We start from the raw sequence: 19,873 nt of genomic DNA, 5'->3' as shown, positions 1-19,873 counted from the left end.
GGAAGAGGCCACCATGCGGGACTTGCTCATCGTCTTTCAAGAGGGGTTTGACGAGGCCAACATCACGGTAACGGTCAACGGCAAGCAGGCCCGGCGCGATCTGGGAGTATCCACCAATCCCCTTCTGGGAATGGCCACAGAAGTTTCGGTGGAGCTGCCGGCGAAAGGTGCGCATGTGGGGGTGGAAGTCACTAACCGGGGGCTGAAGGCCATCACCAAAGTCAGCGGCAAACCCAAGAGCCTGCTGGTCTCCATTGAGGACGGCAAGCTGGTGATGCGGGAAGGGACGGGACGCGAGGCGTTCCTCTAGCAGGCACCACCCACGGCCGCACTGCTTCACAAGCGATGGCACCTAAGCACTAGCGATAGTCCATTCGCTGGAGTATCATTTTTGCTACCGCCGGTCCTCCTGGGACTGCGCGGTCCACTTTATAAATGAGCCAAAAAAGCCGTCGGATGGCTTATTGGCGCGCGCTGCCGGGACAGCACACCGAGCGGCCAACGACGGCGGCACCCAAACAGGTGCCGCCGTCGTCGTTCACAAGCCTCTTTAGGCCGAGTACGCGGGATAGTCCGTGTAGCCCTTGGCTCCGTCACCGTAGAAGGTAGCCGGGTCGGCCTCGTTCAGCGGAAGGCTTTCCTTCCAGCGGCGGGCCAGGTCAGGGTTGGCGATAGCAGGGCGCCCAACCACCACTGCATCAGCATGGCCGTCGGCAATCAGTGCCACTGCCTCTTCACGCGTGGTGATCACTCCAAAGCCGCTGTTGACGAGGAACGTTCCGTCGAAGCGGGCCCTAAGATCCTGCATGAGCTCCCCTGCCGGGTCATGGTGCAGGATGCTCAGGTACGCGAGGTTCAAAGGCGCGATGCTGTCCACCAGCACTTCATAGGTGGCACGGACGTCTGCGGGGTCGGTTTCGGCGATCCCCTGGATGTTGTGGGCCGGTGAGATGCGGATGCCCACCCGGTTGGCGCCGATTGCCGCCACTACGGCGTTGACCGTCTCAATCACGAAGCGGGCGCGGTTTTCCGGCGAACCGCCATAACTGTCCGTGCGGATATTGGCATTCGAGGACAGAAATTCGTGCAACAGGTACCCGTTGGCCGAGTGCAGCTCCACTCCGTCGAACCCGGCAGCGATCGCATTGAGCGAAGCCGTTACGATCTCCTGCATCACAACAGGAAGCTCATCGGTGGTGAGTGCATGCGGCACCGGATAGGGCTTCTTGCCGCCTGGCGTGTGGACTTCACCCTCAATCGCGACGGCGCTGGGAGCCACAAGCCGGTGTCCGCCGGTGATGTCCTCATGCGATACCCGCCCGCCGTGCATGACCTGCGCGAACATCCTCCCACCCTCGGCGTGAACAGCGTCGGTGACCTTTTTCCAGCCGGCAACCTGCGCTTCCGTAACCAGTCCCGGCTGGCCGGCATAGGAACGGCCTGCAGGGCTCGGGTAGGCGCCTTCGCTGACGATCAGTCCCAACGAGGCGCGCTGGCGGTAGTGCTCCACTACCAGCGGACCGGGCACGCCCTCGCCGCCCGAGCGGACCCGGGTCAAGGGAGCCATTACCAGGCGATTGGGCAGTTCGAGCTCACCGAGGGTCAGAGGGGAAAACAGCATGCGCAGTTCCTTTCGAAATGAGTTTGGTTCTGCCCAGCCCAACTGCCCGGCGTATGCAACTATTCCGGATGTGAGGGGGAACACGGTGGCTTGTGGCGGATACACCTTTGAGGAGGGTTATGGACGCTGCCGCATGATGGTGCCATGGTGAAGCAGTAAGGGTGAACAGCCGGGCACCACGCATCGGAGGTTGTCATGGATCTCGACGAACTGGTCTTCCACCCCTGGATTGTCCAAGGACGGCGTGACGTTCCGACGCTGGTCGGCGGCGCCGGGAGCTACGTCGTTGACGTCAGCGGCCGGCGATACCTGGACTTCAGTTCGCAACTGGTGTTCACCAATCTGGGGCATCAGCACCCGCGCATCGTCGCTGCCATCAAGGAGCAAGCAGACCGCCTGTGCACACTGGCACCTGGCTTTGCATCCGACGTTCGGGGCGAAGCGGCACGGCTGATTGTGGATGTCGCGCCAGGGAACCTTGGGCACGTACTCTTCACCACCGGCGGAACGGAGGCCATTGAGCATGCGGTTCGAATGGCGCGCCTTTACACCGGTCGGCCGAAAGTCCTCGCCGCCTACCGCTCCTACCACGGCTCAACAACCACATCCATCCACCTGACCGGCGATCCTCGCCGCTGGGCCTCAGACACTGGTGCCGCCGGCGCCGTCCACTTCTTCGGCCCGTTCCTGTACCGCTCGGCCTTCGGGTCGAGAACCTCTGAGGAAGAGTGTGAGCGGGCGCTTGCTCATCTCGAGCAGGTGGTCCTCCTGGAAGGTCCGACGACGATCGCCGGCCTGGTCCTCGAATCGGTCGTTGGCAGTGCCGGCGTCATTGTGCCGCCGGCGGGCTACTTGCGTGGGGTCCGCGAACTGTGCGACCGCCACGGCATCGTGTACATTGCCGACGAGGTGCTGGTCGGCTTTGGCCGTACGGGAGCCTGGTTCGGAGTGGACCACGATGGTGTGGCACCTGATCTGTTGGTCTTCGCGAAAGGCGTGAACTCGGGATACGTGCCGCTGGGCGGCGTTCTGGTCAACGACGCGATTTACGAGGTGTTCACCAAGCGCCCCTACCCGGCGGGCATGACGTACAGCGGCCACCCGCTCGCCTGCGCAGCAGCCGTGGGCGCCATCAACGCCATGCACGACGAGGACACCATCGCTGCAGCAGCCAGCCTCGGCACCAATGTCCTTGGGCCTGCTCTCAGGGGACTTGCCGACAAACACCAGGCAGTCGGGGATGTTCGGGGCATCGGCGGGCTGTGGACTGTGGAACTGGTCCGCAACCGGCAAACGAAGGAGCCGCTGGTGCCGATAGGAGCCACTGGTGCGGACAACGCGCCCATGGCCTCATTCGCCAAGGCGTGCCTGGAGCGAGGCTTGCTGCCGCTGATCCTGGGCAACCGGATCCACGTCGCTCCCCCGCTCAACGTCAGCCAGCCCGATGCCGCCGCGGGCCTGGCTATCCTCGATGAGGCGCTGAGTGCCGCCGACGAGTTTCTGACCTGAACCAGGATGCACTGGCGTCATGGGCCTATTGGGGCCGTCGTCAGGTTTTTCGTGCTGCCCTCCACTAGGGAGGGCCGGCTACAGGACGCGATCTGGCTAAGGACCCGGTTTGCCTCATGATGCGGTTTGCCTACGGACGGGGTGCGACCCCTGGGCATCCTTGCCCCAGGGGATTCTTCTTGCAGTCGTCGGCGTAATTGCGTGTGATGGACCGCCAAACGCTGATGGTCTGCGACGGCGCACTGAACTGCCCTTGACCGGGGATGGGCAGGGGCGGGCCGTTGTTTACCGAATACGTACCTTGGAAGGACGTGGTCAGAACTACCTGGAAATCGCCTGTGGCAGTGTAGGCGTGACTGGTCCGCGTCTTCTCACCCCAGCGCTCGTGTGGCAGTGGTCCGCCCATCGAGGGTTGCGGCCCGAACACAGTACCGTCGCCGTAGTTCCACGTGTACTGCGCCGGGGTGGCGACGACGTGCACCTTTTGGCCGAACATCGTGATGTCGAACTGCTGCTCGACCGCCTCGGCATAGAAGTTTGTCTCGGCTCCGCGAAGTGTGTGGGGACTTGGCTGCGCCACCACGGCACCGGCATTGATCGGCAGGCTCTGGAACTCCCGCTGGATCTCGGCGGCAATCCGCGGCAGCAAGTCCTCGGGCTTCGCGTCATAGAGACACGTTGGGCCGGAGTGGATCGCCCAGACGGCTCCCGGGACACCCCGTGGTTTCGAATACCAAATGACGGGAATACCTTCCTCACCATCCGGGCCGTTGTTGCACTCAACCTGCCCGGCTAGGCATGGAGTATCAAAGTCTCCCCCGCCGAGGTGGCACTGGAGCTCATATTTGTAGTCGTTGGGGTCAATGTTCACAGAGCCAGGAACCGGAGGAACCATTTCGCCCGTTACGGGGTCCAGTATCAACCCACCAACGTCAACACCTATTTCGCCGAAGTTGGCTTCCGGACCCTCAGCGGCAAATCCTGAAACCGATGGTGTCAATACAAAAGCAACTAATAAGCCCAAGACGCAACAGACCCTTATCCCCCATCGTTTTTTCATTAGCGCATTGGATGGAGGCCGTTGACACGCCAGGCGGAATCTATGAAGTCAGCCAATAGCACGTTACCCGTGTTCGAGGCCTTGCTCGGTGCCCTGACTTCCTCGCCGTTTGATGCGTGATAGCTGATCGGACTTTGCTGCACTTGGAGAATGACTTGGTAGTTTCCGTCTGCAGCGGGTTCAAACGACGTTGTGGCCGCGGGAATCGTAATCTTCCCGCCTGCCAGCCAGTGACCTTCCTCGTAATTTGCAGTGAGCGAGGCAGCGAGTTTCGAGCAGTAGTCGCAATTTGGCGAACTCATGTCCTGAAAAGCGGCAACATCACCCGTTTGGTAGGCATAGTCGAGTCGATCAAACCAATATTTTGTGAATGCCTCCAATCCTTCCTTCGTCTCCGCCTTCGCCGAATCGGGCATGACTGGGACGGGAACGTTTTGGGCGGGGCCGGATGCATCGGCTGGTTTGTAAGCGGCGCTGGGTGTCGGGGTCGGGCTGGGTGAAGCACTGGGCGACGTTGACTCCGTAGCTGCCGGGGCCGACGTACCGGGATCTGCAGGTGCTCCCCCCGTGCATCCGGCCAGGGCAACTGAAGCAACAATACAAAAGATGATTGCGCCGGACCTCAAGCGACCGGACATGAAGACTTTGAGTGATGCCATGGGCCGCTGTTCCCCCAGTAGTTTCAAGACGGCTTGCTCCGGACAGTGCCTTAAGGGTAGCCCAGGCTACATTTCAGCGATCAAAGTTATCCACAGCCACCCGCCATTGGTTCTACCACCACAGCCGACTAATAAAAAGTCAAAAGGAAAGCCGGTGCACAATGCACCGGCCTTCCCTGACCTCTGAATACCAAAAGACCCCTGAATACCAAAAACCTACTTCTGCGCCGGCAACACCAACTCGCCCGTCTTATCTGTCGAAAGGGCGAGGGACGAGACATACTGGATCCCGCCGTCGGGCGCATCCTGGGCCGATCGGATCATATCGGGACGCTCAAACTCCATGCCCGTCACGTGGCAGAGAAGCTTGGCGTCACTGGGGTTTCCGTCGGCGTCGAACATTGGCAGGTCAATGCCGTCGTCCGTGCGGCGCATGTAGTACCGGCCCTGGGTGGAAACCGCCAGGACGGGCGGCAGGACCAGCGCCAGCCCCACCGCGAAGATCGGTGAGAACGGCTGGATGGCAGCTCCGAATGCCCCGAAGAACACCGCAATGGAGATCCCCGCCGAAGCCATCATGGATACAAAACCCACCGGATTCACCGCATACAGCATCCCGCGGCGGAACTCGGGAACCTTGGGCGAGATCTTCAGCAGGTACTTGTTGATGGCGATATCGGACGCGACGGTGACCACCCAGGCCATGGCGCAGTTGGCGTAGAAGCCGAGGATGGTGTTGAGGAAGTCGAACATGTTCGCTTCCATCAGGATCAGCGCAATCACCAGGTTCACCACCACGAACACCATCCTGCCGGGGTAGGTCTTGGTGACGCGGGTGAAGCTGTTGGTCCATGCCAGGGAACCGGAGTACGCGTTGGTGACGTTGATCTTGATCTGTGAAATGACCACGAGCACCACGGCTAGGCTCATCGCCAGCCATGCGGGCATCATTTCCTGGTACACGCCCAGGAACTGGTGAACGGGCTCGTTGGCGTGGACGGAGGCGGCAGGATCCAACGTGGCAATCAGGTAGATGGCGATAAACATGCCAACAATCTGCTTGACGGCCCCAAAAATCACCCAACCGGGCCCGGCCAGGATCACGGCCCTCCACCAGGCGCCCCTGTTCTCAGCGGTCTTCGGCGGCATAAACCGCAGGTAGTCGATCTGCTCTGCAATCTGCGCCATCAGGGACAGGCAAACGCCCGCCGCGAGCATCACCGAGGCCAGGCTTGGCCCGCCGGAACCTGATTCACCCGTATAGGCGAAAAAGCCGTCAATGCTTTCCGGGTGTGAAACGAGCAGGTATCCCACGGGCACCACCATCAGGAGCAGCCACAGCGGCGTGGTCCATACCTGCAGTTTGGCCAGCGTGTTCATACCGTAAATCACCAACGGAATGATGATCACCGTGGACGCGGCGTACCCGAGCCATTGCGGGATGCCCAGGCCCACCTCCAGCCCCTGGGCCATGATCGACCCCTCCAGTGCAAAAAAGATGAAAGTGAACGTTGCGAAGATGACGTTCGTAACCACCGATCCGTAGTAGCCAAAGCCGGAGCCCCGGGTAATCAGGTCCAGGTCGATGTTGTACCGCGCAGCGTAATAAGCCAGCGGGAAGCCAGTGGCAAAGATGATGACCGCGGCCACCAGAATTCCGAAAACGGCATTCACCGTCCCGTACGCGATGCCGATGTTCGCACCAATGGAAAAGTCCGCCAGGTACGCAATGCCACCCAGCGCGCTGGTGGCCACCACTCCGGCGCTCCATTTCCGGTACGACCGCGGCGCGAACCTCAGCGCATAGTCCTCCAGGCTCTCCTTGGTGGCACTCAGCGCCGCGGAGCTGCCCGCCGTCGTGATCCCCGCCGTCGCGGTTTCCGGCGGTGCAGTTTCAGGTACTGCGGTTTCATGCACAGCAGTTTCCGGCGCTGCCGTTTCTAAAGCAGTCCCGGAAGAGCTGACGACGGCGGGGGTACTTACCGCCGACGGCTCCAGTAACCGGGTATTCTCAACGTCATTGCTCATGAGGGCCGTCGCTTTCGGTTGGTTTGGTTTCCCTTTGCGAGGCTAGCCAGCGCGAGCGACGGCCTTGTCACGGCCCTGTTTCTGCCGCGTAAAGAGTTGACAGACTTGTGAAGCGTTGACCGGTGCTGTCAACACTCGCAGGCCACCGCTTCCGTCATCCATCAACACAAAGAAGTACCCAAACCCTGTGGCCTTTTTCTACATGACGTAGAAGAATGGAGGCATGATGTTCAATCACCCAGATGGAAACCCTGTCCTGGAACTCGACGACGAGCAGTGCTGGAAGCTCCTGGCGAACACCGAGCACGGACGGCTGGTAGTCTCCGTCGCCGGCGAACCCGACATTTTTCCCGTGAACTACAAGGCCAATGACCGGAAGATCTATCTCCGGACGGCGCCGGGAAACAAGCTGGCCCAGCTGACAATCAATGAAACAGTACTTTTTGAAACAGACGGCGTGCTGTCCGACGAAGCCTGGTCCGTGGTGCTCAGGGGAACCGCCCGCGTCCTCAACACCTCCGCTGATATTGCGGCCGCCGAGGAACTGGGGCTGAAGTCATGGGTGCCCACCCTCAAGGATTTCTACGTGGCAATTGAGCCCTCCTCTGTCTCCGGCCGCCACTTCCAGTTCGGTGAACAGCCGGAGAGGTACTTCTAGGCGCGGTACTTCTAGGAGCTCCCTAGACTGGAATCATGGCAGACAGGCTGACTCCCGAGCAGCGCAGCTGGAACATGTCACGGATCCGGGGCAAGAACACCAAGCCTGAATTGCTGGTGCGCCGGCTCCTCCATGCGAAGGGATACCGGTACCGCCTGCATGGCCGGGCCGGCAATGACCGCCTGCCCGGCAACCCCGATCTTGTGTTTGCGGGACGCCGGAAGGTCATTTTCGTCAACGGCTGCTTCTGGCATTTCCATGACTGCCGGGTCGGCCTGCACGCTCCCAAGGCAAACGCCGACTTCTGGGAGACCAAACGCACCAGGACCAAAACCCGCGACGCCGATCAGCGCCGCCGGCTCCGCGACTCAGGGTGGGAGGTCCTCACCCTGTGGGAATGCGAGCTGAAGGACGGCTCGGCGCTGGAGACACAACTGGTGGCCTTCCTCGGGGCGCGGACGCCGACTACCGGCAGAAGTTGAGCCAATCTTTATCCTTTGTGCCACTCCTTATTGATCCGCTCCCCAGAGAATTGGACCCACAGCCTCAAGGGCTGTGGATCCCATGCGCAGGAGGAACACGTGACCATCAAGCCGGCACCCGCTGAAAAGCTGGTTGTTATGGCTTCCTGGGCTGACCTCGGCCTGCGTCGCGCACCACGATTGCTGCTTACGGAACGGGCCGCGGGGTCCACAAACCCAAGCCCGTGCCCTACTGGCCCGGGCAGGGGTAAAATCCGCAGTCTCCCCAAGAAAGCCGCACACCTTCTCGCCACCCGTTCACGGGCAATCGTAGACGGACCTAACCTGAAGAAGGACACATGCTTCATCACACCGCCTCGCCTCCGAAGCGGAGGAGCCCCGGGGAAAGGACCGCTATGACGCAGTCTGAGGAGCCTGACCGGCCACTGGTTGACCAGTCCGTTTTGGACAGGCTGCGGGCGGAACTGGACGAGGACGAGGGTTACTGCACGGTGTTCGTAGCCAACTTCATGGACTACCTCCCGCACAGGATCGCCAAGCTGCGGCTCGCGCTGACAACAGGGGACCTTGACGGGGCAATGGATGCGATCCTCAGCCTCAAAACGTCCAGCCAAATGGTGGGGGCGGAGCGGCTGGCCGGCCTGGCCATGGATCTTGAGGCGGAAATCCGGAGCGAGGCACGCCAGGCCGACGTGGCCGTTGCCCTACCCCGGCTGGCTGCCGGCTTCCTTAAACCGATCGACCAATGCGCAAAGCAAACCCTGCATCGCCTGCAGGCTCAGCGCTCCTCAGGAGCCAGCCGGTAGCCAACGCCTCGAACTGTCTGGAGCCACCGTGGGCTCTGGGCTGAATCTCCCAGTTTCTTACGCAAATTTCCCATGTGGACTTCCACGGACCGTTCGTCGGCTTCGCTGATGTAACCCCCGACGTCGTAATCCTCATCCCGCAGGCGCCGTACCAGATCGGACTTGGTCCGGACCGTCCGGCCGGCTTCCAGGAGGGCGTACAGGAGTTCGAATTCGGTGCGGGTCAAACTCAGTTCCTGACCGTCCACGGCAACAGAGCGGGATGCGTAATTGAGGTTGAGGCCATTGTGGTTGTACGTCCCTCGGCCATTGGCTGCGGGGGCGCCATTCGTAGCTCCGGCTGCCTCTGCAGTGGTTTCTGCGGGCTCCGGGGCAGCACGCGGACGCCGCATCATGGCTGCAACACGGGCGCGCAGCTCCCGCGGACGGAAGGGCTTGGTGAGGTAGTCGTCCGCGCCGGATTCCAGCCCGATCAGGGTGTCGAGTTCCTCGGTCCGGGCGGTCAGCATCACGATGTAGGCGTCCGAAAACTCCCGGATCTGCCGCGAAACCTCAAAACCGTCAATGTCCGGCAATCCCAGGTCAAGGGTGATCACATCCGGCTTCAGCGTTTTGGCCGCGAGGACACCCTCGGCGCCGCTGGAGGCAACCGTGACCTCAAACCCTGCCTGGCTCAGCACAGTGCGCACTAATTCCCGGATGTCCTGGTCATCTTCAATCACTAGACCCACACGTGCATCACTCATTGCAGCCCCCTCAGCCAGGTTAACACCGTGAGAAGTATAGCTGGCTGACGTTATCCTTTCTGGTATGCGTCTCAACAACCCGGCTCCCCAGGCTCCCGTCCATGACTGAGCCGGTCAAGTGGGCGTCAGGCCGGGTGCGGTTCTTCCGCCAGCCGTTCCACGAGTACTCCCTGCGGGAGCGGGTGGCCTTGAGCCAGATGCCGCTTTTCGTCACAACGGTGCTGACGGCCATCCTGGTCTGGGCCTTTTTCCGGGACACCCTGGGCAACCCCCTTTTTGCTGCGTTCCTCGTGTCCCAGCTGGCCATCATGGTGCTTTGCTACGTAGTGCCCTGGGAGCGGCTGCCTTACACCAGCTTCCTGCTGCTTCCGCTGCTGGATTTCGTCTCGATTGGGCTGGGGCGTGAAGGTGGGCAAGAAAGCCTGATTGGCATCAGCCTGCTGGCTGTATTCCCCGTGATCTGGCTGTGCGCCTCCGGCTACTATCCGCGGACAGCCCTCTGGCTGTCCTTCCTTGCACCCCTGGCCATTATTTGGGTGCCCCTCTTTGTTAATGACAATGTCACCGGCCCCAATCTGGCACGATCCTTGCTCCTGCCCGTCATGACGCTTGGCATTGGCGTCTCCATCAGTGTCCTGACCCTGAGCATGACCCGCCAGCAACAGGACCTGGAGGAAAAGGACGCACAGCTCCAAGACAGCCTGCGGACCAGCAAGCGGCACGAGTCCCTGTTGAATACCATCCTGGACACCGTCCATCTCGGCGTCCTTGCCGTGGATGCGGACGGCAACGACATCCTCATGAACCGCAAGCAGCGCGCCAACCACAAACTGGCCACACCCAAGGACATTGCCGATCCCAACGAATCGCAGCTGTTGGTCTTTGAGCCCGACCGCACCACCCCGGTCCCGGTGGCGGAACGCCCCGTCCGGCGCGCCATCGCCGGCGAGACCTTCACGGACTACCTTGTCTGGCTCGGTTCAGGCAAGGAACAGCGCGCCATCACCACCACTGCCAGGGCGATGAAAGACCAGGATGGCCAGTTTGCCGGTTCGGTGATTGTGTTCAGTGACGTCACGGACCTCGTGAACGCCCTCGCGGCCAAGGACGATTTTGTCTCCAACGTCTCGCACGAGTTCAGGACACCCCTGACCTCAATCCTGGGCTATGTCGAAATCCTGCAGGACGACGATCCGGAAGAGCACCAAAAGAATCCGCTACAGATCATCCGGCGCAACTCGGAGCGGCTGCTCACTTTGGTGTCCGATCTTTTGGCCGTCCGGCATGGCCAGCTGATTGTGACGCCCCAGGCGGTGGACGTCGCGGAACTGGTCCGTGCCAGTGTGTCCGCCGCCCTGCCCAAAGCAGCTGCCTCGCGGGTGGCCCTTCAGGCCGCAACCCCGGAGCGGCTGGATGCGCACGTCGACGCCGCCCGCATCTCCCAGGTCCTCGATAACCTGGTCTCCAATGCCATCAAGTACTCGCCGGATGGGGGCAGCGTGCTGGTCGCGCTGGAACAGCACGAGAGCCTGCTGGCGTGCCGGGTCACCGATACGGGCATGGGTATGAGTTCCGAGGACCAGGCGAACGTCTTTACCAAATTCTTCCGCACCAGCAACGTGCGCCGGACAACCATCCCCGGGGTAGGCCTTGGCCTGCCGATCAGCAAGGCGATTGTGGAAGCCCACGGCGGCACCATCGACGTCGAGAGCAACCTGGGCGAGGGCACCACCTTTACGTTCCGGGTGCCCGTCTAGGCGATTGAGGCAGGAGGGGCTGGCAGCCGTTTCCTAGCCGACCCTGGCCTGGCGCACCACTTCGCCCCAGGACTGCTCTGCGAGGTCCTTAATGGCGGCAAGGATGTCCGACGGCGGCCGGGACAGATCCAGGGGAAACTCCACAATGTCGATGTCAGTGTTGAGGATCCGCCGGAGCTTCACCTCACCCGGTCCGGCATAAACCAGCCAGGCGGTGGGTACCCTGAGCGCGGTGCAGTGAGCCAGCATTTGGTAGTGGTCAACTGTGAGGGATGCCCCTAGGTCCGAGGCGGCCTTGTACTTGGAGTTGTAGACCACAACCGGCCGGCCGCCCAGCAGATGCACCGCATCAGGCTGCACGGACAGCCGGTCCGAGTCCCTGACCGCCTCGCTCAGGAGGGCGTTGTACCGCAGCCGCAGCTCCCCCGGGTATGCGGCCATTGCTTCCCGGAGGGCGGTCCCCACAAAGTCCTCAAAGACCTGCGCCATGTCCACCACGAATGATGCGGTCTGCTGCTTGCCGTCACCGGCCTCGGCAGAGGCATTGCGCAGGATCAGCTCGGCCAGGCGCAGGACCGGCTGGTAGCGGACGTTCATCCTGCTGGGTTTCCACGGCGGCAGCGGCGCGCCCGACGCCAGCCGGGTGACGGCGTCGAGCTTTCCCTTCAGCTGGCGGAGGCGGCTCAGGACTTCCGGGCGGACGCGCGGGACCTGGCCCATCCTGTCCAGCGCGGCACGCAGGATGCGGTTTTCGGCGATGTCCTCAGTGAACTCGTCGTAGGACACTTCCAGCGGAACCAGCATTCCGGGGCGGCGGGAGATCTGGTCGGAGATGCGGATCCTGCCCTTGACCGTCCGGAGGGACTCATCCACTGTCAGATAGCCCTGCAGGACGCCACGGCCCAGCGCACGTTCGGCGAGCTGGGCCAGGGATTCGGCCAGCGCGCTCCACAGCTCACGCTCTTCGACGGCGGCCACGGAATCGGAACGGAATCCCTGATTGCCGGCGTAGCTGAGAAGGAACAGCAGCCGGCTGAGCCCCAGCCTGTCCTTGGGCCGCACGTCCAGCTGCACCGTGCTGGTCCGAACGGAGCCCACCTTGCCCACAGGCTCAATCCGGTACAGTCCCATCCCCATCGGCGACGCCTTGGCCAGGCCGCTGGAGTTCAGGAAGGCCGCACTGGCCGGGTCCAGCCGGTCCACGATCCCTGCAGACAGCTCATCCAAGGTCAGGTGCCGGACTGTCTGCACGGCGCCGGTCCTCACAGCCCTACCCGGCAGCAAGGCGTCCCAGCAGCTGGTCCAGTCCGAAGCGCTCCTCAAGCTGCGCCCGGGTCAACTGGCCGTGGTAGTGCTCCTCCAGCAGGGGCATCAGCTCGTACTTCCAGATGCGGCGAAGGCCTGCGGGCGTCTGGGCTGCAGGCTTCATGAAGTAGGACGGACCGATCATCAGGTCCCGGTCCCACTCATCGATGGCCGTGTTCAGCGCATCCAGGAGCAGCGCCGGAGTGGTGTCCAGCTGCCTGGCCTGCAGGAAGCGCAGCAGCGAACCCTTCACGGGCTCCGTCTGCGGATGCAGCTCAATGAAGGCAAACCGGCGGCGGATGGCCGCATCCATCATCGCGATGGAGCGGTCAGCCGTGTTCATGGTGCCGATGATGTACAGGTTGTCCGGCAGCGTAAACGGCTCGTTCGGGCTGTACTGCAGGTAGATCCTGTCGTCGCGGTATTCGAGCAGGAAGTAGAGCTCGCCGAACACCTTGGCCAGGTTGGCCCGGTTCATCTCATCGATGATCAGGAAGTAGGGCTTCTTTTCGTTGCCCGGCTTCGCAGCTTCCTCGGCCAACCGTCGCAGCGGCCCGGCCACAAGTTTGAAGGACACCTGGCCTTCGTCTGTTTTGTCCGGCCGGTAGCCCTCAAAGAAGTCCTCGTAGGCATACGACGGGTGGAACTGCACCAGTTTGACGCGTTCGTCCGTGCTGTCATCGGCCAGTTCGGCGGCGAGGTGTTTGGCCAGGTAGGTTTTGCCGGTTCCAGGCGGACCGTAGAGAACCAGCTGTCGGTTTTCTTCCAGCAGTTCCGCGATCTCCTGCAACGGCTCCAGGTCCATGTGCAGCGATTCCGCGAATTCGGCAGTAAGCGGCCGGAAGCCTTCCTGGGCAGGCTCGACGACGGCGGACGCGTCGCCGGCGTCGTCGTCTTCCGGTTCGGCCTCGGCCGGGAGGAGCGCCTGGAGCGCCTGCGCCACCTTGGTGACGTCCACGATGATCCCTGGAGTGGCAAGCTGGCGCTGGACGTGCCGCGGCAGGGAGGTAGTGGTATGGCCTTCGTCGAACCAGCGAACCTTGCGGCGCATCCGGCGGTTGTCCTCGTTATGTTCGGGCTCACCCAGGACCACACCAAGCCGGACTGAGCCGGAGTGCTGGTACAGCACCAGATCGCCGGGCTTCATCACCGTGAGGAAGGCAAAGACGGCGGTCTTGGTGTCCTCGCGCTCAACATAGCCCAGATGCTTGTAGTCCTCATCGACGGCGTGCTGCACCAGCCCGGCGGTCACGCCGGGATCGAGCAGCCGGAGGTGTTCGACGTCGAGCGTCACCTTTTCTTCGCCCTGCCAGGCGCTAAGCAGTTCGGTATTGTCGCTGTGCGTGCGCAGCAGCCATGCCCGCCTGCCGGGGTCGCCCACCTTGCGCCACTGGCTCACCAGCTGGCGCGCGTACCAGTCGATGCGCTGCCCGGCCTGTTCATCAAGGTGGAGCCGGATCCGGTGTATGTCTGCGGTGATGTCCTCGTCGCTGTCACCCTTGGCCCCGCCCACCAGCGAGGCAAAGGCGTCGCGGATCTCCTGGCGCTCCACGTCGGCCACCACGGGCTCAAAGTAGCTGGGCCACGCCAGGTACTCGATGCTGCGCCGGATGGCCGGCTGGTCACCCGGCGTTGACGAGGCCAACGCATGGAACTTCAGCGGATCCCTGAGCGCTGCGGTGATGGCCTCCGGGACCTGCTGGTCCACGTGCTGGACAAACCGGCACAGCCACTTCAGATGGTCCCAAATGGTCCAGTTGAATTCTGCGGTGCGGTCCCTGATCACGCCATGGTCTGTCATGCCCTTGTAGAGCTCTTCGGGCAGCTCCAGCGGAGGTTCCAGCCAGGAGGCTGCCTCGGCCACGCGGGCCCGCTTGACCTTAAGGGACTTGACCTCATGCGCCAGTGGCAACGACTGCAGGAAGAGCAGCTCCACCGCCAGCTGCTTGGCGCCGCGGGATGCGTCCTGAAGGTTCTCGCGCAGGTTGGTCATCATGGGTGCCTTGGCGTCCGGAACACCGCGTTCCAGACGCTCCAGCAGCTCAGCCGCGGCCTCAGCTGTCCACGTGAGAGTACGCCCGTCCAAGGCGGACGGCTTGCCTTGCAGGCCCGGCCCGAGCACAAACCAAGCCGCGTCCTCTATCTCCTGCGAGATACCGAGGGCACGGGTGATGGCAGTTTTTGGGGCAGGGATCATGCCGTCAAATTTACAGCCTTAAGCTGGGTGTCCGCTGCATGGGACCAGCTCCCCGGCTGGGGACTAGCTGAGCAGGGTCCGGCCGCCCTCTATTTAGCCGCCCCAGGCCGCTTGCGGCCGAACACGAAGTAGCCCATGGGTCCGACGAAGTTGATCAGGGCCCCCATCCGCCATGCTGCCTTCGGCCCGTTAATCAGTTCCGCCGGGCGCCGCGAGATGTCCCGCTGGGCGGCAAGCATCAGCGCCACCTGCGCAATTCCCACAACAATTGTCCCCGTCCGTGCGGCGGGCGACATTTCTTTCCAGGTCTTCTTTTTCATCTTGGCCATGATCAAACTCCTTAGTCCGGGTATTAAGTTTCAGTCGTACCACCCTGCCACCGCAACGGTGGCAGGAAGCATCTTTGGGCTAGATAACAAAGGGCCGGAGGCGCTCCTTTTGCTCCGGGGTCAGACGCAGCACCCGGCCTGTTGCTTCATCCACAAACGCCAAATGACTGCTGGCTCTGACGCACTCTTCCCTGCTGACCGGATCCTGCACCACATAGTGGATGTCGAAGCTGGCTCCCTTCACCGCGCCAATCCATACCTGGACCACTGCAGGAATATTCCGGTATTCCAAGGTCCTGACGTACCGGATCTTGTGGTCCACCACCAACGCCATGGTGCCTTCCGGAACATCATTGAAGAGGGAAACGTGTGGTTCGATCCCCGGCAATCCCGCACCTCGGGGTGGCCCGAAGGCGGCGATTCTCGCCTCCTCGAGCATCCGGACGATCTGGACGTTGTTGATATGCCCATAGGCATCCATGTCGCCCCATCGCATCGGTACCAAGACCTCAATGCGCCGTGGTGCCTGCTCTGGGGCAGGCGCCTCTGAGGCGGGTCCCCGCCCCGCGGCAGTTGCCTCTGAGGCGGGTGCCTGCTGGGAAGATGCCGGTTGGGCAGATGCCTCGACCCCGGCGCCCTGCCCGCTCAGCTGTGCACCGCCGTCGAGTCGTCCACAGGTGTTTCTTCAGCGTCGGACCCGGCGAACTGGGACATGTAGAGCCGGTAGTACGCCCCCTCAGCCGCTAAAAGGACCCTGTGGTTACCCTGTTCGACGATCTGGCCGTTCTCCATCACCAGGATGGTGTCGGCATCGCGGATGGTGGAAAGACGGTGCGCGATGACAAAGCTGGTGCGGTCGGTCCTGAGGGCTGCCATGGCTTTTTGCACCAGCAGTTCCGTGCGGGTGTCCACCGAGCTGGTGGCCTCATCCAGGATGAGCAGCGACGGGTTGGCCACAAACGCGCGGGCGATGGTGATCAGCTGCTTCTCACCGGCGCTGACGTTATTGCCTTCCTCATCAATCACGGTGTTGTAGCCTTCCGGCAGGGCGCGCACAAAACGGTCCACGAAGGTGGCCTTTGCCGCAGCCATCACCTGCTCTTCCGTGGCGTCCAGGTTGCCGTAGCGGATGTTGTCGTAGATGGAGCCGCCGAACAGCCAGGCGTCCTGGAGCACCATTCCAACCTTGGACCGGAGTTCGGCACGGGTCAGCCTGGTGATGTCCACGCCGTCCAGGGTAATGGAGCCTGCATTGATCTCGTAGAAGCGCATCACCAGGTTCACCAAAGTGGTTTTACCTGCTCCGGTGGGGCCGACAATGGCGACGGTGTGCCCCGGCTGCGCGGTGAAGGACAGGTTCTCGATCAGCTTCTTGTCCTCGGTGTAGCTGAATGTGACATCCCTGAACTCCACGTGGCCGTCCGTCTTGGCGGGCAAGTGGTCGGTGGCAGTCTCCGGATCCTGCTCATCGGCGTCCAGGAATTCGAATACTCGTTCCGAGGACGCCACGCCTGACTGGAGCATGTTGGCCATGCCGGCCATCTGGCCCAGCGGCTGCGTGAATTCCCGTGAGTACTGGATGAACGCGGTGGCATCCCCCAGGGACATGGAACCTGAGGCGACCCGGAGGCCGCCCACAACGGCTATGCCCACGTAGCTGAGGTAGGAGACAAACTGCATCACCGGGAAAATGATGCCGGAGACGAACTGTGCCCCGAAACTGGCCTTGTACAGTGCCTCGTTGCGCTCCTCGAAGCGTTCCAGCATGTCTGCGTCGCGGCCGAAAACCCGCACCAGGTCATGGCCTGAGAAGGATTCCTCGATTTGGCCGTTGAGTGCCCCGGTGTTCTTCCACTGCGCGGCGAAGAGCTTCTGGCTGCGGGACCCGATGATTCCGGCGGCAACACCGGAGAGCGGAAGTGCGATCAGCGCAATGACTGCCAGTTGCCAGGACACGATGAACATCATGATGACAATGCCGATGACGGTCAGCAGCGAGTTGATCAGCTGGGCAAAGGCCTGCTGGAGTGCCTGCTGGATGTTGTCGACGTCGTTGGTCACCCGTGAGAGGACATCGCCCCGCTGGCGGGTGTCAAAGTAGTTCAGCGGCAGGCGGTTCAGCTTCTTTTCAGTATCGTCGCGGAGCCGGCGGATGACCTTCATGACAATGCGGTTCAGGACGTAGCCCTGGAGCCAGAGGAAAATGTTGGCAACGAAGTACATCAGCAGCACAATGGCAATCAGGACGGATAGTTTCTGGAAGTCGATGCCGCTTCCGGGAACCACTTCCATCTTCGAGATCATGTCCGCAAAGTTGTCCTGTCCCTGCTGGCGCAGCCCCTCGACGAACTCTTCCTTGCTGGCACCGGCGGGAAGCTGTTTTCCCACCACGCCGCCGAAAATCACGTCCATGGCCTGGCCCAGGATCTTGGGCGCAATGACGTTCAGGACCACCGCCACCAGTACCAGGGCCACGACAGCATAGATGCCCAGCGACTCCGGCTTGAGCAGGCCCATCAGCCGCTTGGCCGAAGGCCAGAAGTGTTCCGCCTTTTTCGCCGGCATGCCGCCGAACATATCGCCGTCGGCCTCGGAGGGCTTGTATTCCTCCTCGAAGAACTCGTCGTCCTCGAGAACGTCGATGGAATCTGGTACAGCCGGTGGTGTTGCTGCCATGTCCCCGGCCTTTGTTGAATCCTTCTTGCGGCCGCTCATGCCATTTCCTCCACGCTCAGCTGGGATTCCACAATTTCCTGGTAGGTGGGTGACGTTTCCAGCAGTTCTTCATGGGTGCCGCGGTCCACGATCCGGCCGTTGTCCAGCACCAGGATCTGATCGGCCTCGGTGATGGTGGAGATCCGTTGGGCAACGATAATCACCGTTGCATCAGCAGTGGTGCCTTTCAGTGCAGCGCGGAGCCGTGCATCGGTGGCAACATCCAAGGCAGAGAAGGAATCGTCAAAGAGGTACACCTTGGGCTTGGTCACCAGGGCACGGGCGATGCAAAGCCGCTGCCGCTGGCCGCCTGAGACGTTGGTTCCTCCCTGGGCGATGCGCGCGTTCAGGCCGTTCTTCTTTTCCCGGACAAAGTCCTCGCCCTGCGATACCTCCAGTGCCTCCCAGAGCTCCTGGTCCGTTGCCTCGGTTTTCCCGAAGCGCAGGTTGTGCTCGATGGTCCCGGAGAACAGATACGGCCGCTGGGGAACCAGCGCCACCCGTTTGGTAATTTCGCACCGGTCCAGCTTGCTGACGGACACGCCGTCAAGGAGGACCTCACCCTCGGCCACGTCATAGAGGCGTGGCAGAAGCGACAGCAAGGAGGTTTTGCCGGCGCCCGTGGAACCGATGATGGCCAGCGTCTCCCCCGGCCTGGCGGTGAAACTGATGTTGCTCAGGACCGGTGACTCGGCACCGGGGTACGCAAACGTGACGTTCCGGTATTCGACGACACCGGCGAGGGTGGCCGGACTCTCCGGCTGCTCAGGATCGTGGATCGAGGGTTCGACGTCGAGCACTTCACCAATGCGGTCCGCGCAGACCGAGGCCCGCGGAATCATCATGGCCATGAATGTGCCCATCATGACTGCGATGAGGATCTGCAGGAGGTATTGGAGGAAGGCGGTCAGGGCACCCACTTGCATGTCGCCGGAGTCAACGCGCTGGCCGCCGAACCACAGGACGGCTGCCGTTGAGAGATGGAGGATCATGCCGATGGCCGGGAACATCAGGACAAAGAGAGCGCCGATCTTCAATGAAACGTCTGTCAGTTCCCTGTTTGCTTCCCCGAAGCGCTCGGTTTCATAGGGTTCGCGGACAAAGGCGCGGACCACCCTGATGCCGATGATCTGCTCGCGCAGGACGGCGTTGATGCCGTCGATCTTTTTCTGCATGGAACGGAAAAGCGGCATCAGGCGGACCACCAGGTAGCCCACCACCACAATCAGCACGGGTACAGAGACCCACACCAGCCAGGAGAGGTTGAGGTCCTCACGGAGCGCCATGATGATGCCGCCGATGCACATGATGGGCGTGGCCACCATGAAGTTCAGGCCCATCAGCACGAGCATCTGGACCTGCTGGACGTCGTTGGTGCCGCGGGTGATCAGGGTGGGCGCGCCAAAAGCGTTTACGTCCTTGGCCGAGAAGCTGGTGACCTTGCGGAACACACCGCGGCGCAGGTCCCGGCCCACCGCCATGGCTGCCTTGGATCCGTAGTAAACACCTGCGATGGCGGTACCAACCTGGACAAAGGCGACCAGGAGCATCAGAACGCCGGTACGCCAGATGAAATCGGTGTCACCGCGGGAAACACCCTCATCGATAATTTGGGCATTGAGGCTGGGAAGGTAGAGCGCGGCAATCGTGGACGCCAGTTGCAGGACAATGACGGCCACGATGTATGGCATATACGGTTTCGAATAGCGCCGTATGAGGGTGAGGAGCATGCCCACGGATCCTTAAAGAAGAGAGCGCGAATTGGTACGAATAAGAAGTAGCAGCCGGGGCTGACAATAATTAGCCTTCCAACTGTACGAAATCCCCTGCCCCGGCGAAACAGCCGCGCGGAAAGATCATCCAATCGGAGTATGCACTGCAGGCATCCCTGCGCGAACGGGCACTTGAGGCCCTGGACGTCCAGGGCCTCAAGTGTCCGTTCGCGCCACCTGGGACGGCGGACGTGCCGGAGCACACCACCTGACGGGCGCCCAGCCAGCA

17 protein-coding genes are annotated in these 19,873 nt (G+C 62.0%); 6 read left to right on the top strand and 11 right to left on the bottom strand.

Features of this window, described 5'->3' with window-relative positions; all coding sequences use genetic code 11:
• Positions 1-13 precede the first annotated feature (13 nt).
• Positions 14-310 carry a hypothetical protein gene (locus tag M1E17_RS04980; RefSeq protein WP_457965853.1) on the top strand — a complete coding sequence of 99 codons (297 nt, stop codon included), beginning with the start codon at positions 14-16 and terminating at the stop codon, positions 308-310.
• 240 nt (positions 311-550) lie between these two features.
• Here the strand turns inward: M1E17_RS04980 and M1E17_RS04975 are convergent, their stop codons facing one another.
• Positions 551-1,621, bottom strand: a complete 1,071-nt coding sequence (locus tag M1E17_RS04975) for an alkene reductase (RefSeq protein ID WP_457965852.1) — start codon at positions 1,619-1,621, stop codon at positions 551-553.
• Positions 1,622-1,816: 195 nt separating this feature from the next.
• Between M1E17_RS04975 and M1E17_RS04970 the strand changes: the two genes are divergently transcribed.
• Positions 1,817-3,130, top strand: coding sequence for an aminotransferase class III-fold pyridoxal phosphate-dependent enzyme (locus M1E17_RS04970; RefSeq protein ID WP_457965851.1), 1,314 nt, complete (start codon positions 1,817-1,819; stop codon positions 3,128-3,130).
• 130 nt (positions 3,131-3,260) lie between these two features.
• Here the strand turns inward: M1E17_RS04970 and M1E17_RS04965 are convergent, their stop codons facing one another.
• From M1E17_RS04965 to M1E17_RS04955, 3 genes are all read right to left on the bottom strand, one after another.
• Complete coding sequence (locus tag M1E17_RS04965; protein ID WP_457965850.1) at positions 3,261-4,001, bottom strand: hypothetical protein; 741 nt, start codon at positions 3,999-4,001, stop codon at positions 3,261-3,263.
• A gap of 188 nt (positions 4,002-4,189) precedes the next feature.
• On the bottom strand, positions 4,190-4,606 hold the full coding sequence (locus M1E17_RS04960) for a DUF6318 family protein (protein WP_457965849.1): 417 nt from the start codon (positions 4,604-4,606) through the stop codon (positions 4,190-4,192).
• A 459-nt stretch (positions 4,607-5,065) separates the two neighbouring features.
• Positions 5,066-6,877 carry a purine-cytosine permease family protein gene (locus M1E17_RS04955; protein WP_457965848.1) on the bottom strand — a complete coding sequence of 604 codons (1,812 nt, stop codon included), beginning with the start codon at positions 6,875-6,877 and terminating at the stop codon, positions 5,066-5,068.
• Between the two features lie 223 nt (positions 6,878-7,100).
• Here M1E17_RS04955 and M1E17_RS04950 point away from each other — a divergent pair, with 223 nt between their 5' ends.
• The 3 genes from M1E17_RS04950 (at position 7,101) to M1E17_RS04940 (ending at position 8,823) form a co-directional block, all read left to right on the top strand.
• Entirely contained in the window at positions 7,101-7,535 is a 435-nt protein-coding gene (locus tag M1E17_RS04950; RefSeq protein ID WP_457965847.1) for a pyridoxamine 5'-phosphate oxidase family protein, read from the top strand.
• Between the two features lie 35 nt (positions 7,536-7,570).
• Positions 7,571-8,017: a very short patch repair endonuclease gene (locus tag M1E17_RS04945; protein ID WP_457965846.1), complete on the top strand. Its 447-nt coding sequence runs from the start codon at positions 7,571-7,573 to the stop codon at positions 8,015-8,017.
• 395 nt (positions 8,018-8,412) lie between these two features.
• Positions 8,413-8,823, top strand: a complete 411-nt coding sequence (locus M1E17_RS04940) for an Hpt domain-containing protein (RefSeq protein ID WP_457965845.1) — start codon at positions 8,413-8,415, stop codon at positions 8,821-8,823.
• Here the strand turns inward: M1E17_RS04940 and M1E17_RS04935 are convergent.
• Positions 8,796-9,569: a response regulator transcription factor gene (locus tag M1E17_RS04935; RefSeq protein ID WP_457965844.1), complete on the bottom strand. Its 774-nt coding sequence runs from the start codon at positions 9,567-9,569 to the stop codon at positions 8,796-8,798. The two genes, M1E17_RS04940 and M1E17_RS04935, sit on opposite strands and share 28 nt — an antisense overlap.
• A 101-nt stretch (positions 9,570-9,670) precedes the next feature.
• Here M1E17_RS04935 and M1E17_RS04930 point away from each other — a divergent pair, with 101 nt between their 5' ends.
• The gene (locus M1E17_RS04930) at positions 9,671-11,326 is read left to right on the top strand and encodes a sensor histidine kinase (RefSeq protein WP_457965843.1); all 1,656 of its coding nucleotides are present in this window, start codon (positions 9,671-9,673) and stop codon (positions 11,324-11,326) included.
• A 33-nt stretch (positions 11,327-11,359) separates the two neighbouring features.
• Here M1E17_RS04930 and M1E17_RS04925 read toward each other — a convergent pair whose 3' ends face one another.
• The 6 genes from M1E17_RS04925 to M1E17_RS04900 form a co-directional block, all read right to left on the bottom strand.
• Positions 11,360-12,553 carry a 5-methylcytosine restriction system specificity protein McrC gene (locus tag M1E17_RS04925; protein WP_457967569.1) on the bottom strand — a complete coding sequence of 398 codons (1,194 nt, stop codon included), beginning with the start codon at positions 12,551-12,553 and terminating at the stop codon, positions 11,360-11,362.
• Between the two features lie 43 nt (positions 12,554-12,596).
• Positions 12,597-14,828 (bottom strand): McrB family protein, encoded by a 2,232-nt coding sequence (locus M1E17_RS04920; RefSeq protein WP_457965841.1) that lies wholly within the window; start codon positions 14,826-14,828, stop codon positions 12,597-12,599.
• Between the two features lie 89 nt (positions 14,829-14,917).
• Positions 14,918-15,157 (bottom strand): PLDc N-terminal domain-containing protein, encoded by a 240-nt coding sequence (locus tag M1E17_RS04915; RefSeq protein ID WP_457965840.1) that lies wholly within the window; start codon positions 15,155-15,157, stop codon positions 14,918-14,920.
• A 79-nt stretch (positions 15,158-15,236) separates the two neighbouring features.
• A complete protein-coding gene (locus tag M1E17_RS04910; RefSeq protein WP_457965839.1) occupies positions 15,237-15,653 on the bottom strand; it encodes an acyl-CoA thioesterase in 417 nt (138 codons plus the stop codon).
• A gap of 149 nt (positions 15,654-15,802) precedes the next feature.
• Positions 15,803-17,872, bottom strand: coding sequence for an ABC transporter ATP-binding protein (locus tag M1E17_RS04905; RefSeq protein WP_457965838.1), 2,070 nt, complete (start codon positions 17,870-17,872; stop codon positions 15,803-15,805).
• Positions 17,869-19,602 carry an ABC transporter ATP-binding protein gene (locus M1E17_RS04900; RefSeq protein WP_457965837.1) on the bottom strand — a complete coding sequence of 578 codons (1,734 nt, stop codon included), beginning with the start codon at positions 19,600-19,602 and terminating at the stop codon, positions 17,869-17,871. The genes M1E17_RS04905 and M1E17_RS04900 overlap by 4 nt, the downstream gene beginning before the upstream one ends.
• Between the last annotated feature and the right edge of the window lie 271 nt (positions 19,603-19,873).

The sequence above is a fragment of the Arthrobacter sp. D1-29 genome (genome assembly GCF_054130585.1).
The sequence above is the reverse complement of the archived record's forward strand: the minus strand, read 5'-3'. Positions and strand labels throughout refer to the sequence as shown.

Bases quoted from the DNA above. Each gene is read 5' to 3' on its own strand.
- M1E17_RS04945 (WP_457965846.1), top strand. From the start codon at position 7,571: ATGGCAGACAGGCTGACTCCCGAGCAGCGCAGCTGGAACATGTCACGG.
- M1E17_RS04960 (WP_457965849.1), bottom strand. From the start codon at position 4,606: ATGCCCGATTCGGCGAAGGCGGAGACGAAGGAAGGATTGGAGGCATTC.
- M1E17_RS04920 (WP_457965841.1), bottom strand. From the start codon at position 14,828: ATGATCCCTGCCCCAAAAACTGCCATCACCCGTGCCCTCGGTATCTCG.
- M1E17_RS04905 (WP_457965838.1), bottom strand. From the start codon at position 17,872: ATGAGCGGCCGCAAGAAGGATTCAACAAAGGCCGGGGACATGGCAGCA.
- M1E17_RS04935 (WP_457965844.1), bottom strand. From the start codon at position 9,569: ATGAGTGATGCACGTGTGGGTCTAGTGATTGAAGATGACCAGGACATC.
- M1E17_RS04955 (WP_457965848.1), bottom strand. From the start codon at position 6,877: ATGAGCAATGACGTTGAGAATACCCGGTTACTGGAGCCGTCGGCGGTA.
- M1E17_RS04975 (WP_457965852.1), bottom strand. From the start codon at position 1,621: ATGCTGTTTTCCCCTCTGACCCTCGGTGAGCTCGAACTGCCCAATCGC.
- M1E17_RS04940 (WP_457965845.1), top strand. From the start codon at position 8,413: ATGACGCAGTCTGAGGAGCCTGACCGGCCACTGGTTGACCAGTCCGTT.
- M1E17_RS04910 (WP_457965839.1), bottom strand. From the start codon at position 15,653: ATGCGATGGGGCGACATGGATGCCTATGGGCATATCAACAACGTCCAG.
- M1E17_RS04900 (WP_457965837.1), bottom strand. From the start codon at position 19,602: ATGCTCCTCACCCTCATACGGCGCTATTCGAAACCGTATATGCCATAC.
- M1E17_RS04915 (WP_457965840.1), bottom strand. From the start codon at position 15,157: ATGGCCAAGATGAAAAAGAAGACCTGGAAAGAAATGTCGCCCGCCGCA.
- M1E17_RS04970 (WP_457965851.1), top strand. From the start codon at position 1,817: ATGGATCTCGACGAACTGGTCTTCCACCCCTGGATTGTCCAAGGACGG.
- M1E17_RS04930 (WP_457965843.1), top strand. From the start codon at position 9,671: ATGACTGAGCCGGTCAAGTGGGCGTCAGGCCGGGTGCGGTTCTTCCGC.
- M1E17_RS04980 (WP_457965853.1), top strand. From the start codon at position 14: ATGCGGGACTTGCTCATCGTCTTTCAAGAGGGGTTTGACGAGGCCAAC.
- M1E17_RS04950 (WP_457965847.1), top strand. From the start codon at position 7,101: ATGATGTTCAATCACCCAGATGGAAACCCTGTCCTGGAACTCGACGAC.